The 13677-nt window shown below is 61.9% G+C and carries 12 protein-coding genes; 6 read left to right on the top strand and 6 right to left on the bottom strand.

Annotated elements, in window-relative coordinates:
• Positions 1-1554, bottom strand: a complete 1554-nt coding sequence (locus tag M0639_RS00440) for a succinic semialdehyde dehydrogenase (protein ID WP_003943578.1) — start codon at positions 1552-1554, stop codon at positions 1-3.
• Between the two features lie 78 nt (positions 1555-1632).
• A complete protein-coding gene (locus tag M0639_RS00435; RefSeq protein WP_064073634.1) occupies positions 1633-2949 on the bottom strand; it encodes an MFS transporter in 1317 nt (438 codons plus the stop codon).
• Positions 2950-3020: 71 nt separating this feature from the next.
• Here M0639_RS00435 and M0639_RS00430 point away from each other — a divergent pair, with 71 nt between their 5' ends.
• Together M0639_RS00430 and M0639_RS00425 are read left to right on the top strand one after the other, a co-directional pair.
• Positions 3021-3992 carry a GlxA family transcriptional regulator gene (locus M0639_RS00430; protein WP_064073635.1) on the top strand — a complete coding sequence of 324 codons (972 nt, stop codon included), beginning with the start codon at positions 3021-3023 and terminating at the stop codon, positions 3990-3992.
• Between the two features lie 30 nt (positions 3993-4022).
• On the top strand, positions 4023-4400 hold the full coding sequence (locus M0639_RS00425) for a DUF5313 family protein (RefSeq protein WP_003943558.1): 378 nt from the start codon (positions 4023-4025) through the stop codon (positions 4398-4400).
• A gap of 7 nt (positions 4401-4407) precedes the next feature.
• On the opposite strand, the gene M0639_RS00420 is transcribed toward M0639_RS00425, so the two are convergent.
• Positions 4408-6135 (bottom strand): oleate hydratase, encoded by a 1728-nt coding sequence (locus M0639_RS00420; protein ID WP_082893099.1) that lies wholly within the window; start codon positions 6133-6135, stop codon positions 4408-4410.
• A gap of 46 nt (positions 6136-6181) precedes the next feature.
• The gene (locus M0639_RS00415) at positions 6182-7060 is read right to left on the bottom strand and encodes a TetR-type transcription factor C-terminal domain-containing protein (RefSeq protein WP_231782780.1); all 879 of its coding nucleotides are present in this window, start codon (positions 7058-7060) and stop codon (positions 6182-6184) included.
• A gap of 163 nt (positions 7061-7223) precedes the next feature.
• On the opposite strand from M0639_RS00415, the gene M0639_RS00410 reads away from it, so the two are divergent.
• From M0639_RS00410 to M0639_RS00400, 3 genes are all read left to right on the top strand, one after another.
• A complete protein-coding gene (locus tag M0639_RS00410; protein ID WP_007735859.1) occupies positions 7224-8177 on the top strand; it encodes a cyclase family protein in 954 nt (317 codons plus the stop codon).
• Positions 8174-9823 carry a class I adenylate-forming enzyme family protein gene (locus M0639_RS00405; RefSeq protein WP_058037001.1) on the top strand — a complete coding sequence of 550 codons (1650 nt, stop codon included), beginning with the start codon at positions 8174-8176 and terminating at the stop codon, positions 9821-9823. The genes M0639_RS00410 and M0639_RS00405 overlap by 4 nt, the downstream gene beginning before the upstream one ends.
• 378 nt (positions 9824-10201) lie before the next feature.
• Entirely contained in the window at positions 10202-11650 is a 1449-nt protein-coding gene (locus M0639_RS00400; protein WP_003943593.1) for a histidine-type phosphatase, read from the top strand.
• Here M0639_RS00400 and M0639_RS00395 read toward each other — a convergent pair.
• Positions 11596-11979: a helix-turn-helix domain-containing protein gene (locus tag M0639_RS00395; protein WP_058227381.1), complete on the bottom strand. Its 384-nt coding sequence runs from the start codon at positions 11977-11979 to the stop codon at positions 11596-11598. The genes M0639_RS00400 and M0639_RS00395 overlap by 55 nt on opposite strands.
• 152 nt (positions 11980-12131) lie before the next feature.
• Positions 12132-12590 (bottom strand): hypothetical protein, encoded by a 459-nt coding sequence (locus M0639_RS00390; RefSeq protein WP_003943607.1) that lies wholly within the window; start codon positions 12588-12590, stop codon positions 12132-12134.
• A 171-nt stretch (positions 12591-12761) separates the two neighbouring features.
• On the opposite strand from M0639_RS00390, the gene M0639_RS00385 reads away from it, so the two are divergent.
• Positions 12762-13658 (top strand): oxygenase MpaB family protein, encoded by an 897-nt coding sequence (locus M0639_RS00385; protein WP_003943533.1) that lies wholly within the window; start codon positions 12762-12764, stop codon positions 13656-13658.
• Positions 13659-13677 lie beyond the last annotated feature (19 nt).

The following is a 13677-nucleotide window of genomic DNA, read 5'->3' as shown; positions in this document are numbered from 1 at the left end:
TTACCGGCCCGGAACCCAGGACATGATCTTGATGGCGTGAGGCATGAGCTTTGCCCACACCTTGGCCGGAAGTCCGCGCGGTCCACCGAGATTCATGACGCGAGTGGTGGCAACGGTCTGCGGTTCGGTGTACTTGATCAGCCCCTCGGCGCCGTGACGACGACCGACGCCCGAGACACCCATACCGCCCATCGGTGCTGCGGTGCTGCCCCAGGTGGGTGCGTAACCCTCGTCGACGTTGACAGTGCCGGCGTGGATGCGCGCTGCGATGGCTTCGCCGGCAGCCTTGCTTCCCGCCCACACACTGGCGTTGAGGCCGTACTCGGTGTCGTTGGCCGCAGCGATGGCCTCTTCGACGTCCTTGACGGGGTAGATCGAGACGAGCGGCCCGAAGGTCTCGTCGCGGTAGCACTCGGCGTCTTCGGGAACCCCGGTGAGCAGGGTGGGCTCGTAGAACAGCGGTCCGATGTCCGGCCGAGCCTTGCCACCGGCAATGACGGTGGCGCCCTTGACCACTGCGTCGTCGACATGAGCAGAGATTGCCTTGACCTGCGCCTCGGAGACGAGGCTGCCCATCTCGATTCCGAATTCGTATCCGGCGGCGAGGTTCATCTTCTTGACGCGGTCACCGAACATGCGGATGAACTCGGGTGCGATGGACTCTTCGACGTAGATGCGCTCGATGGAGATGCACAGCTGACCGGAGTTGGAGAAGCACGCACGCACAGCGGCGTCGGTGACCTCGCGCAGGTCTGCGCCGGCGGCAACGATCATCGGGTTCTTGCCACCGAGTTCGGCGGAGAAGCCGATCAGTCGACGGCCGGCCTGCTCGGCGAGGAGCTGACCGGTCGCGGTGGAACCGGTGAACATGAGGTAGTCGGTGTTCTCGACCAGGGCGGTGCCGACGACGGAGCCCGGCCCGGGAACCACGGCGAAGAGGTCGCGAGGCAGACCCGCCTTGTAGAGCAGTTCGACGCAGGCGAGCGCGCAGTACGGCGTCTGGCTGTCCGGCTTGAGGACAACGGCGTTACCGGCGAGCAGCGCGGCGATGGCGTCGGACACGGCCAGCGTCATCGGGTAGTTCCACGGCGAGATGACGCCGACTACGCCCTTGGGCTGGTAGCGGACGACGGTCTTCGTCAGACCCGGGAGCATGCCGGAGACGCGACGCGGACGCAGCAGCTTCGGAGCCACACGTGCGTAGTGCCGCGACGTCATCGAGATGTCGAGGACTTCTTCCTGAGCTGCGGTACGCGACTTTCCGGTCTCGGCCTGAGCCATGTCCATGAGGGCGTCGCGGTTCTCGAGGATGAGATCGCGGTAGCGGTGGAAGACGGCAGCGCGGTCGAGGACGGAGCGCTTGGCCCATTCCTTCTGGGCGACGCGGGCACGGGCGATGGCCGCAAGTGCGTCGTCGGCGGTGCCGACGGGGATGGTCGCCAGCTCCTTGCCGGTGAACACCTCGGTGATGGACTTCGTCGGGCGGTCGGCAACATTGTCGATGGCGATCAGATCGGCGAGCCGCGAGAAGGTCGCAGCGGACGGAGCAGGCATTTCAGCACCCCTACTGGTGAGTAGTTCTTGGAGTTACACACAACTTACCCCGTCGGTGGTACCGATCACAGTGCCGAATCAGACAGAGTCAACCAATACTGCCTCTTTCGGACGTTTTGCGATCAACAACGACATGACTGCGGCGATCGCGCAGAGCGCGCCGGCCACCAAGAAGGCAGCGTCGTACGAGCCGATCTGATCACGAACGAGACCGGCCAAGAAGGCCACCAGACCCGCACCGATCTGGTGCGATGCCAGCACCCAACCGAACACGATGGGGGCGTCGGCGCCGAAGTGTTGACGGCACAGCGCGACGGTCGGCGGAACCGTCGCCACCCAGTCGAGCCCGTAGAAGATGACAAACGCGATCATCGGTGGATTCACAGTGTTCGCGAGCAGCAGCGGCAGGAAGAGCAGCGAGATTCCGCGGAACAGGTAGTAGATGCCGAGAAGTTTTCGCGAGTCCATCCGGTCGGTGAACCAACCCGAAGCGATGGTGCCGACCATGTCGAGGATTCCGATCAACGCCAACAGGGACGCGGCCGTGGTGATCGGCATTCCGTGGTCGTGCGACGCCGGGACGAAGTGCGTGCCGATCAGGCCGTTGGTGCTCGCGCCGCAGATCGCGAAGGTACCGGCGAGAAGCCAGAACACCTTGGTCTTCGACGCCATCACCAGCACCGAGATCGCCCGGCCTCCGGCGCCGCCGCGCTGGTAGACAGGCTTGGCGGGTGGGGCGTAATCGCCGGGCGCGCCGTACGGCGTCGTACCCACGTCTGACGGATAGTTACGCAGGAACAGCAGAACGAACGGCACAACGGCCAGTGCGGCAAACGAAACTGTGAAGGCGACGCTCTTCCAGTCGTACGTTTCGGCGATCTTCGCCAGGACCGGGAGGAACACCAGCTGACCGGCAGCACCACCGGCCGTCAGGATGCCGGTCACGAGACCACGCTTCTCGACGAACCAGCGATCGACGACGGTGGCGACAAACGCCAGCGCCATCGAACCGGTACCGAGACCGACGAAGACACCCCACAGCAGAATGAGCTGCCAACTCGAGGTCATGAAGATCGTGAGACCACTGCCGAGCGAGATGAGCGCCAACGCCGAGGTGACGACCGCCCGGATACCGAACCTCTCCATCAAGGCAGCAGCGAACGGCGAGGTCAACCCGTACAGAATCAGGTTGACCGAGACGGCCGCCGAGATGCTGGCGCGCGACCACCCGAAATCTTCGTGCAGCGGATCGATCAGCACCGATGGGGCAGCGCGGAAGCTCGCCGCACCGACCAACGCCAGGAATGCCACGATCGCGACGGACCAGGCGCGGTGAAAGCGCGGCGGGCTCACCTGCTGTTGGCCTGATTCGGGGAGAGCGGTCTCAGAAGTCACAGAGAGAATTCTGCAGTTCGGATTCGATCGAGAACAGTGGCCAGATTGCCAATATATGAAAGAATCAAGCCATGTCTGGTCCGCATCGCGTCGTCGTACTGGCTCTGAATGGAGTCATCCCCTTCGAACTCGGCATCCCGGCGCGCATCTTCGGACGTGCCCTCGACGTCGAGGATCGGCCGCTGTACGAGATCCTGACGTGCACCGTCGACGGCAATCCCGTGCAGACCGACGCAGACTTCAGCATCTCGGTCGACCACGGGAGCGAGTTGCTCGCCACCGCCGACACCGTCGTCATCCCCGCGTCGTACGAGTTGGGTCCGGCCTACGAAGACGGCTACCTCTCCCCCGAGTTGGCCGCAGCTTTCCAACACATCCAGCCGGGCACTCGGCTGGTCTCGATCTGCACCGGTTCGTACATCCTCGCCGCGGCGGGTCTGCTCGACGGACTCCGCGCCACGACGCACTGGCGCAACACCGACCATTTCCAGCGTGTCTATCCCAAGGTGAACGTGGATCCGGACGTGCTGTTCGTCGACGAAGGCCACATCCTGACCTCGGCCGGGGTGGCGTCGGGAGTCGACCTCTGCCTGCATATCGTCAGGCGTGACCACGGCATGGAAGTGGCGAACACCGTCGCGAGGCGTTGCGTCGTACCGCCGTGGCGCGACGGTGGCCAAGCTCAGTACATCCGACGCCCCCTGGCCGACAAGCCTTCGGAATCGACTGCCGACGCTCGGCACTGGGCCCTCGAACATCTCGACGACCCGATCACCCTGGCGGACCTGGCGACGCGCGCCAACATGAGCGTCCGCACGTTCAGCCGTCGATTCCGCGACGAAGTCGGAACCACACCGAACCGCTGGTTGACCAGCAGACGTGTCGATCGGGCGCGGGAACTACTGGAGGAATCCGATCTGTCGATCGATGCGATTGCTGCTCGAACCGGCTTCGGGACCGCGACATCCATGCGTCAACACATGAACGAGGCGCTCGGCGTTTCACCGAGCACCTACCGACGCACGTTCAAGGCACCGGTGTAAGCGGCAGTACCAGGCACTATCCTGGATGCCATGGCCGAACAGACTCGCCCGAACTTTCCTCAGTACTGCGGATACCTCCTGGGGAAGACGCTCCCCGACCGGTACCAGGACTGGGTGCGGAACGATCTGGTCGGACCGGGTGCCCAGGCCCGCTACATCATCCGCTTCACCGTGCCGGCGACGCTGATTCTTCTGCTGTTCCTCTTGATCCCGGGACCGATCTGGATTCCCTTGGCCATGATGGCCTTGTTGCTCATCCCGCTCGCGTACTTCGTCGTGGCGCTCGGGACGATCTACCGCCGTCACCGCCTGCTGAGCCACGGACTCGATCCCGAACTGCTCGACGAGAAGGCCCAGCGCCGTGCCGATCGCACTCGCGAGGACTACGAGAAGCGGCACGGTCGCTGAGCACCCCTCAGCGGAACATCGTCACTGCGGCCTTGGCGAGGACCTTCGGATCCTTCTCGTAGTGATGCATCTTGGTGAGCTTGTCTTCTGGAATCCCCAGGAACTTGTAGACGGCTACCTGAGCGCAGCGCACCGAGTACTGCTCGGTGAACACCATGTCGAACGGCAGCTCCGCGAACTGACTGATGAACGCCAGGTTCTTGGAGTGCTTCGGCACCACCAGCGGCCGGTCGCCGACGGCGTGCCGATTGAACAGCGCACTGGCGTAAGGCATATGGCTGGGAATCGAATTCACGACGCTGTCCATAATCTCTTGTCGACGCGCGGCGAGCGCACCGCTCTCGTCGAGCGCCTCGAGGTGTCCGAGCGTCTCTTCCAGCATTTCCCGCCCGGTCATCTCGATGAACGGCTTCTTCACGTAGTCGCCGTCCTTGCGCGGGAACAGACAGTAACCCCAGAAGACTCCTTCGTTCTCCTTCTGCGCGTGGTAGTGCGGCTGATGGTGGACCACGATCGAGAGAAGCACGTTCGAGTCCACGAATGTGTTGAGCGCATTTCCGGGGAGTTGCTTGGTGATTCGGGAAATCTCGTTGATGAGCTCGTGTGACGAAGTGGTGACGGTGAAGCTGGTCCACTCACTCTGCGCCCGGTCCCCGAAGAACTTGTCGGGATTCCCGAGATCGTAGAAATGCTCGGTGGCCTGCTTCCACAGCAGCGCACTCGGTGCGTATCCCATGTCTTCGACGATCGGGGTGTCGAGATCGCCGATCGAAGAACTGTCGGTGATGCTGCCGTTGGTGTCGAAGACGAAATCGCCCTCCGCCACGTCGATTCGGCCCTTCTCACCGGTGCGGACGTTTTCGTAATCGAGTCCCGTCACGATGATCTCGTCTCGTAGCGGGGTGTCCTTGAACACGAACTCCGTGATCTTCAGTTCGTTGACGAACTTCACGCCCTTGCCTTCGAGGAAGGCCCGCATCGGCAAGATGATGCTCTCGTACTGGTTGTACGGGGATCTGGTGACACCGGCAAGAGTTTGAATGCGACTGAACTCGAGAATCATTCGGTTCATGTACCGGCGCAGCTCCATCGCCGAACTCACCCGCTTGAAAGCAAATGTGGTCTCCCACATGTACCAGAAGTTGGTGGTGAAGAAGTGCGGAGTGTCCTCGAACCACTGCTCGATACTGATGTCGTCGAGTTTTGCCTCGTCCGACTCCGGCATCGTCATCAGCTTCGTCAACAAGTACCGATCCTTGTTGTCGAATTGCATGTGCTTGTAGTCGTTTTCACCCTTGTTGCGAATGCCGTCGCGATCGATCAATCGTGCGACGTCGTGCGTTGGATGCGCGTGGTCGAAATCGAGAATGTCATCCGTCACCGATTTTCCCGGGTTGTCCAGCGACGGAACCACACTCAGCACGTCCCAGAGGTTCTCATAGGTCTCCTCGTTGAGCATGCGACCGCCACGATTGATGAAGCCCGCGTCGTTGCCCAGCTCGCGATGACCGTACTGGTGCTGGAAGGTAGCGGCAGATTCGCCGTCGTTCGCTCCATGCATGTCCAGCCCCATGATGGTGATGTCCTCACCGCTCCCCTCACCGTCTCGAATCAAATAGACGGCAGCCGAGAGGTTTCCGATGCCGGCACCGATCATGTAGGCCTTGTGAGACAGCTTGGAAGACATTGGGTTTCGTTCCTTACTCGAGTCGCGGTACGGATACCTTCCAAGCATGGACCCCTTTGCCCGCTGGCGCATCACCCGAACCGGATGACGTCCGTCACGGTCGCTGAAGGCGCACCAGATCCAGTGCAAAACGCGCGTAGTCGCGTGCAATTTCCTCGGGCGTTTGTGGTCCGCTCGGCCGATACCATTGCGCGACAGAGACACACATCACGACTATTGCACGCGCGGCCTGTCGCGGCCGATCCGTCCCGAACACACCGGCAGCGATTCCGTCGTCCACCTGCTTCGTCATCAACCATTGCTGGTAGTTGCGTGATTCCGTGATGCGCAACCTGTTCTCGGCTGTGAGACTGCGCATTTCGCTGGCGCCGAGGAATCCTTGATCACGCCGATAGATATGGAACAAGGTCACACATTCGACGAGGAAAGCCAGCCTTTCGGAGGGACTTTCGCCCTCGTCGATAGCCGCCAACGATCTCGTGTTCAGTTCAGCCATGGTGAGGTCGAGAATTTCGGCCAACATCTGTTGCTTGCTGGAATAGTGGTGATACAGACCCGGAACACTCATCTGCGCACGTTTGGCGATCTCACGCATCGCAGCGCCGTGATATCCGGTCTTCACCATCTCCGCGAGCGCTGCAGCCAACACCGGATCGAACGAACTCGGACCGAACCTTCGCCACTCGTTCGGGCGAAAATGTGCGTCCGGGTCGGCGTCGTCGCCTCCCCATCGCGGCTGTTCCGGCGGACGCACTATCGCAGCCGGGAGCAGAGCGTCGAAACGCACTCCGAGAATCCCGCCGATTGCCGCCAACCGGTCGACGCTGACTCTGGTCTTTCCGGTCTCGACAGCGCTGAGGGTAGCCGGGCTGACATCGAGACGCCTGGCCAATTCACGCAGCGAGAGCCCGCTGTGACGCCGCGCTTGCCGGATCGACGCTCCGATCAGGACGGCATTCTCGAATTCGGTCACAGTGTTCAGTATTCCCGAACATTGGATTTCCAACAATGCGATGACCACGGCAATCGGTGAACCTGTTGACTACTGATTATCGGCCTGAACATGATGTGGATCACAAAGACCCAGGTCCGCCCGAGCGATCGTTCGGTGTCGGTAGCGAGAGGATCGAATCACCATGACCGAGGCGCCATATCTTGGAGAACTCCTGCGCGACGCACCCAGCAACTGGGGCAAGTGGGGAGAGTCCGACGAGGTCGGTTCACTGAACTACCTCGACGCCGGACAGGTGCTTCGTGGCGTCGGAACCATCAAGCAGGGTTCCGTGTTCACACTCCAACGTCTTATCGGCGATCCCAAGGGTGATCCGGTCTGGCCGGGCCGGAGCCCCGCCGAGCGCACACAGATCTTCGACGAGAGCAGCTGGGACGGCGACGACGCACCCAACTTCCCCGGCGGCCTGCATTACGCGGACGACAAGATCGACGCGTTCCTGCAGGGTTCGACGCAGTACGACGCGCTCGGACACGTCTGGTACGACGGCGCCCTGTGGAACGGATACTCCGCTGACACGACAGTCGGCGGCCTCGAGAAGGCCAGCGTCGAACCGATTGCCGACCGTGGCGTCGTCGGACGCGCAGTACTTCTCGACATGGCAAAGTTCCGCGGCAAGGAAAACCTCGACAAGGCCGAAACATTCACGCACCATGATCTTTTGGCCTGCGCCGAAGCGCAGGGCGTCACCATCGAGAAGCGTGACATCCTCGTCATCCGCACCAACTTCCTCAAGCTGTTCTTCGACCAGGGCGAAGCCTTCTACGAGGGCTTCTGCGAGCCCGGCCTGATCTACAGCCCCGAACTCGTCCAGTGGTTCCAGGACATGGAGATCCCCAACCTTGTCACTGACACCATTGCCAACGAGGTCACCACCGACCCCGAAAACGGTGTGGCACTGGTTCTCCACAACGCATTGATGCGCAACCTCGGAGTGGTGTTCACCGAGATCTGCGATCTGGAGAAGTTGGCCGCGGACTGCGCGGCCGACGGCCAGTACACGTTCCTGTACGTCGCCGCGCCACTCAAGGTCGCAAAGGCCAGCGGCTCTCCCGTGAATCCGGTTGCCATCAAATGACATACGAAGATCGCCCTTGGTTGGCGTTGTACCGCAACGACGTTCCCCCCGACATCGACGTCGAGCACCCCACGATGCTCGAAATGTTGGCAGCGGCGGTCCGCTCTGATCCGGACGCCACGGCTGTGAAGTACTTCGACGGTCAACTCAGTTTCGCCGAACTGGATCAGCAGAGTGACGCCCTGGCCCGAGCACTCCGAGCCGGTGGACTGGTGAAGGGTGACCGCGTCGCTCTGTTCCTCCAGAACGTTCCGCAGTTCGTGCTTGCGCTCGCCGGAATCTGGAAAGCCGGCGGCGTCGCAGTCTCGATCAATCCCATGAGCCGTGAACGAGAACTGGGATACCAACTCGAAGATTCCGGAGCAGCGGTTCTGATCGCTCTCGAGGGGCTCTACGAGTCCGTCGGCCGCAATGTCGTCTCCGACTCGCCGGTCAGGCGAGTTATCACCACCTCGGAACTCGAGTACCAAAGTCGCAACGATCCGAGGATTTTCGACGGAATCGTCAAGAAGGATCTCGGTACCGACGATCTTGCGACGCTGATCGACGAACATCGTCTCGGCGATCCGATCACCACTGACGCTGCACCGGAAGACATTGCGGTACTGACGTATACGTCGGGAACCACGGGTCCGCCGAAGGGAGCGATGACCTCTCACGCGAATATGACCTTCAACGCCCAGGTCTACCGGGACTGGCTGGAGCTCACCCCGAAAGACACGGTTCTCGGAGTTGCACCGCTCTTCCACATCACGGGGTTGATCGGTCACATCGCGGTGTCCGTCCTGGCGAGAATGCCGCTGGTGCTTGCCTATCGCTTCCACCCCGAGGTGATGCTCGACGCGATTCGTGAGCACCAACCGACATTCACAGTCGGCGCCATCACTGCTTTTACGGCACTGCTCAACACTCCGGGTTGCGCGCCGGAAGACTTCACCTCCATACGGTTGCTCTACTCCGGCGGCGCACCCATCTCGCCGACTGCCGCCGAGGCCGTCCGCGCCATGACCGGTGCTGCGCTGCACAACATCTACGGGCTGACCGAGACCACGTCGCCGACCCATGCCGTTCCCGTTGGTGCGGATACGCCGGTCGACCCCACATCCGGAGCACTGTCTGTCGGCGTTCCCGTACCCAACACCGTGGTCCGCATCGAAGACGAGGGCGGTGCGATCCTGCCGATCGGAGAGATCGGCGAACTGGTCGTCCGAGGTCCACAGGTGGTGCGCGGTTACTGGAACAAGCCGGAGGAGAGTGCGTCGGCCATTCGCGACGGGTGGTTCCACACCGGCGACGTGGGGTTCATGGACGAAGCCGGCTGGTTCTACGTCGTCGACCGTAAGAAGGACATGATCATCGCGTCCGGCTACAAGGTGTGGCCACGCGAGGTCGAGGACGTTCTTGCCGAGCACCCCGCAGTCCGTGAGGCGGCAGTCGTCGGGATCGCCGACGAATACCGCGGTGAGACGGTGAAGGCGTTTGTCAGCCTCGTCGCGGGGGCGTCCGTCACCCCGGAAGATCTGATCGATCACTGCAAGCAGCGGATGGCGGCGTACAAGTACCCACGCTCCGTGGTGCTGGTGGAGGAACTGCCCAAGACCGTCACCGGCAAGATACTGCGACGGGAACTGCGCACGATCTCTTGATCGCGGGGCAGCGGGCGGACTTCGCGGTCCGCCTGCTGTCTGATCGCGCACAGTTTCCGGTCGACCGCGCCATTGGGGTAATGGAACAGTAATATGTGCTGAGTACCCACGGACAAACGGGAGACATCAGTGAGCAAGTTCGGACGTAAGAAGCAGCCCACGCCCAAGAGCTACCAGTGGCTGGCCATGACCCTCATCGCGTTGTCGCTCTCCGTGTCGATCGGGATTGCCGCCAAACCCTCCTGAGCTCCGCGAATCCGAAACTTGTAACCCCGCGTCCATCTGCACATGGGCAAATAGGTGCAATTCGGACGCTTAGCTGTTCTAACTTTCCTTCCGTCGTGTCACCTCGGCACCGACGGAGAGGATCAACTCACCATGCGAAGCTCACGCTTCGGCGTGCTGGCCGCTGCCGGCGCTGTCGGACTAGTGCTTGTCACCAGCAGCGTCCAGTCCATCGCCACGGCGTCACCGTTCGGTTCGCTCGACGCCGGTTCGAGCTCCGGTTCGACAGAGATACCAACCGTCAGCGACGGCGGCTTCACGTCCAAGACGCCCTACACTCCCGGCCAGCGCATCGCCGACTATCAGGCGCCGCCGACGGGATACTCCCCCGTGTACACGGAAAGTGTTGCGCGCCATGGTTCCAGAGCACTGTCGAGCCTGAAGTACGACGACCTGAGCCTGCAGCTGTGGGAAATCGCCGAAGCCGAGAACGCATTGACTCCCGTCGGCAAGGAATTCGGCCCGGCCCTCCGTGATCTCATGGCCGCCAACAAGAAGCTGGGGTACGGCAACCTCAGCGGACGCGGGATCACCGAACACAGACAGCTCGGCGCGCGGGTCACTGAACGCCTCCCCCAACTGTTCGACGCCATCGCAGCGCAACAGGGCACCATCACCTTGACCTCGTCGGGTGTGGACCGTGCCGTGGACAGCGCCGAGAACTTCGCGCAAGGGCTGACCGGTGCGTTTCCAGCCGTCGCCGGCGATGTTGCACCGGTGACCACGGATGCCGACCTTCTCTACTTCCACGACTCGGATGCAAACGCCGACTACAAGGACTACGAAGAGTCCGATCCTCGACTGAAAGCCGTCGACGACCAGATCGCCGATCTTCCCCGCACCCGCGAGGTCTCGCGGCACATGATGCTCAGGCTCTACTCGGAGGACTTCGTGAACCGGCTGAGTGCGGGCGAGTTCTCACTCGTCGACCGTGGCAAGGGTTCCAGCACGATCGACAACGAAGTCGACGCCGCGTACATGCTGTACAACACGTACATCATCACTCCGGGCATGGCCGAAGAAGGCAAGTGGAATTTCGAGCGGTTCATCGAACCTGCTGACGCGCAGTGGCTCGCATACACGAACGATGCCGAGGACTTCTACGCCAAGGGCCCGGGCTTCACCGGTGAAGACGTCACCTACCGGATGGCAACTGTCCTGCGCGACGAGTTCCTGCGCGGCCTGCAGAAACATACCGGCGACGACGCCGTCCCGGGAGCGGATTTCCGGTTTGCACACGCAGAAACGATCATCCCCTTCGCAGCACTCTTGAAACTGCCGGGAAGCACCGTCTCGCAGGCGGAGGGCGACCTCTACACCTATGCGAACAACCCCTGGCGCGGATCACAGGTCAGCCCGATGGCTGCGAACGTGCAGTGGGACGTCTACGCCGGACCGGAGGGTAAGCGTCTGGTCCGAATGCTCTACAACGAGCGCGAGACAGCATTTGCTGCCCCGTGCGCTCCGGTGAGCGCCGGGAGTTTCTTCTACACGCCGGACGAACTGGCCCGCTGCCTGCCGGAGATTTCACCGGCAGCCTGAGATCCGGCAACTCGGGATCCAGCCAGCGGTCGACGAGGGCGCGCCCATACCTGGTGCAATGCCAGCATGCGCGCCTTCTCGTCGTCTTCCATCAACAAGGCGTCGCAGATCCTCACGATAACCGGAGCCGAAACACCAACGGACGTACCCTGTTCCAGCCGCTGATAGTGATTGAAGCTGATGTCGGCAATCTGCGCGACATCGCGCCGACTGAGGCCGTGCATTCGGCGAGCACCCTCGCAGCGCATGCCGACCTTTTCGGGCGCAAGACTGTTTCGTTTTTCGACGAGCATCTGGCTCATCAACTGACGCGCGCTCGACCCGTTCACGTCGCCACCTTTTCCATCCCTGAAATATGCTTTCACCTAACATGTTTCAGAATATGGGATGGGACGGACCCGGCGGTATCTCCGAGATGACAGATAATCACGCGATACCGCCAACCCTGTGCCCGTCCAGGCTGTGACGATCAGGCTCAAGATCAGGCTATGAACCTGCCGATCGTCGGATTCGACTGGCAGATGGGACTACTGCCCCAGTTGATCGAACCGAACGCCGTCGCAACGACATTGCCGACGCCGGTGTTCACCGTCGCGGACAGGTACGGATAGGTACCGACCAGGTCGACGATTCCGGACTTGCCCGTGTCGGTGTTGACCCACGCAACAGTCACCTGACCCGCCGCCGGGATGGGTGCAGCGGCCGGGAACGAATCGAAGCGAATGTCACCCTTGGCGATGGGCGGATTGGATTCTGGCCCGGACTGGCCGGTGAGCCCGGTCAACGAGGCCAGCGACCCCTGATTCGGACACCCGATAGTGACGGCGGCGCCGCCGAAAGGGTGGGGCGGATCAGCCGAGGCGACTCCGGCGAACATGACGCTCGCGGCAATCGGTAGTCCGATGGCCGCAAAAACCCCGGCCGTGCGTGTGACGCTCATAGCTGCTCCTCGGGTCGACAACACTTTCCGGATACCCCTGGTACAACGCCCGAAACGAAGGAAAGACGACTATTCACACCCCCTAGACAACGCGTGTTGTCAGAACTACAGTCGGTGGTGCAGCTCACACCTATCTCTGCCGCGCGCAGACCAGTCCCAGGGAGTGTTCAGATGAAGCGCTACGACCTCCGCAGTCGCACGGATCAACTCGATCCCGAAACCGATTACGAAGAGATGTCGCGCATTCTCGCGGCGCAAGAGTTTCCCTGGGACATCAATCAGGCGCTCAGCTTCGCACTGTTTCGTACATACGCTGTCCCCTCGATCGGCAAGCTCCTCTTCTCCACGGGCGAGTTCACCGACAAGGTTCAGAAGCGCTACGACGACACCAGCCTGATCCTCGACGCCATCCTCGAGCACGGCCTCAGCAGCACCGAAGGCCGCAAGAGCGTGCGTCGAATGAATCAGATGCACGGCTCGTACGACATCTCCAACGACGACATGCTCTATGTCCTGGCCACCTTCGTCGTCACGCCGGTCAGATGGCTCGACGAGTACGGCTGGCGGAAGATGACCGACAACGAGATCGTCGGGTCGACGAATTATTACCGCCACCTGGGTCGGTACATGAACATCAAAGACACGCCGGACACCTACGAGGGCTTCGTCAAACTTCTCGACGACTATGAGCGCGAACACTTTTCATTCGATCCCGGCGCCCGAGCCGTCGCTGATTCCACCCTCGACCTGATGTGCACCTTCCCGCCCAACAACCTGGCACCGAAGGCTCTGGTCAAGGGATTCGCCTTCGCTCTCATGGACGATCACCTACTCGACGCCTTCCACTACAGGCACCCGAGCACTGCGATGCGCGTCGTCTCACGCGGTGCGCTGAAGGTCCGCGCGCGCCTGCTGCGGTTCTTCCCCGTGCGTACGAAGCGGAAATTCGCCCGCGAGCTGCCCAACATCCGCAGCTACCCGAACGGTTACAAGGTCGAAGACCTCGGCACCTTCCCCACGGGATGCCCGGTCAAGCACCTGCAGGCAGACCAGCAGGCCCAAGCGTAAGCACCTGGGATACTTGCAC

Origin of the sequence: Rhodococcus qingshengii JCM 15477, assembly GCF_023221595.1 — a bacterium.
Classification (GTDB): Bacteria; Actinomycetota; Actinomycetes; order Mycobacteriales; family Mycobacteriaceae; genus Rhodococcus_F; species Rhodococcus_F qingshengii.
The sequence above is the reverse complement of the archived record's forward strand: the minus strand, read 5'-3'. Positions and strand labels throughout refer to the sequence as shown.

What these genes read in the sequence shown, in the direction of transcription:
- M0639_RS00440 (WP_003943578.1), bottom strand. Translation starts at nt 1,554, where the DNA reads ATGCCTGCTCCGTCCGCTGCGACCTTCTCGCGGCTCGCCGATCTGATC.
- M0639_RS00430 (WP_064073635.1), top strand. Translation starts at nt 3,021, where the DNA reads ATGTCTGGTCCGCATCGCGTCGTCGTACTGGCTCTGAATGGAGTCATC.
- M0639_RS00425 (WP_003943558.1), top strand. Translation starts at nt 4,023, where the DNA reads ATGGCCGAACAGACTCGCCCGAACTTTCCTCAGTACTGCGGATACCTC.
- M0639_RS00420 (WP_082893099.1), bottom strand. Translation starts at nt 6,135, where the DNA reads ATGCTTGGAAGGTATCCGTACCGCGACTCGAGTAAGGAACGAAACCCA.
- M0639_RS00410 (WP_007735859.1), top strand. Translation starts at nt 7,224, where the DNA reads ATGACCGAGGCGCCATATCTTGGAGAACTCCTGCGCGACGCACCCAGC.
- M0639_RS00405 (WP_058037001.1), top strand. Translation starts at nt 8,174, where the DNA reads ATGACATACGAAGATCGCCCTTGGTTGGCGTTGTACCGCAACGACGTT.
- M0639_RS00400 (WP_003943593.1), top strand. Translation starts at nt 10,202, where the DNA reads ATGCGAAGCTCACGCTTCGGCGTGCTGGCCGCTGCCGGCGCTGTCGGA.
- M0639_RS00390 (WP_003943607.1), bottom strand. Translation starts at nt 12,590, where the DNA reads ATGAGCGTCACACGCACGGCCGGGGTTTTTGCGGCCATCGGACTACCG.
- M0639_RS00385 (WP_003943533.1), top strand. Translation starts at nt 12,762, where the DNA reads ATGAAGCGCTACGACCTCCGCAGTCGCACGGATCAACTCGATCCCGAA.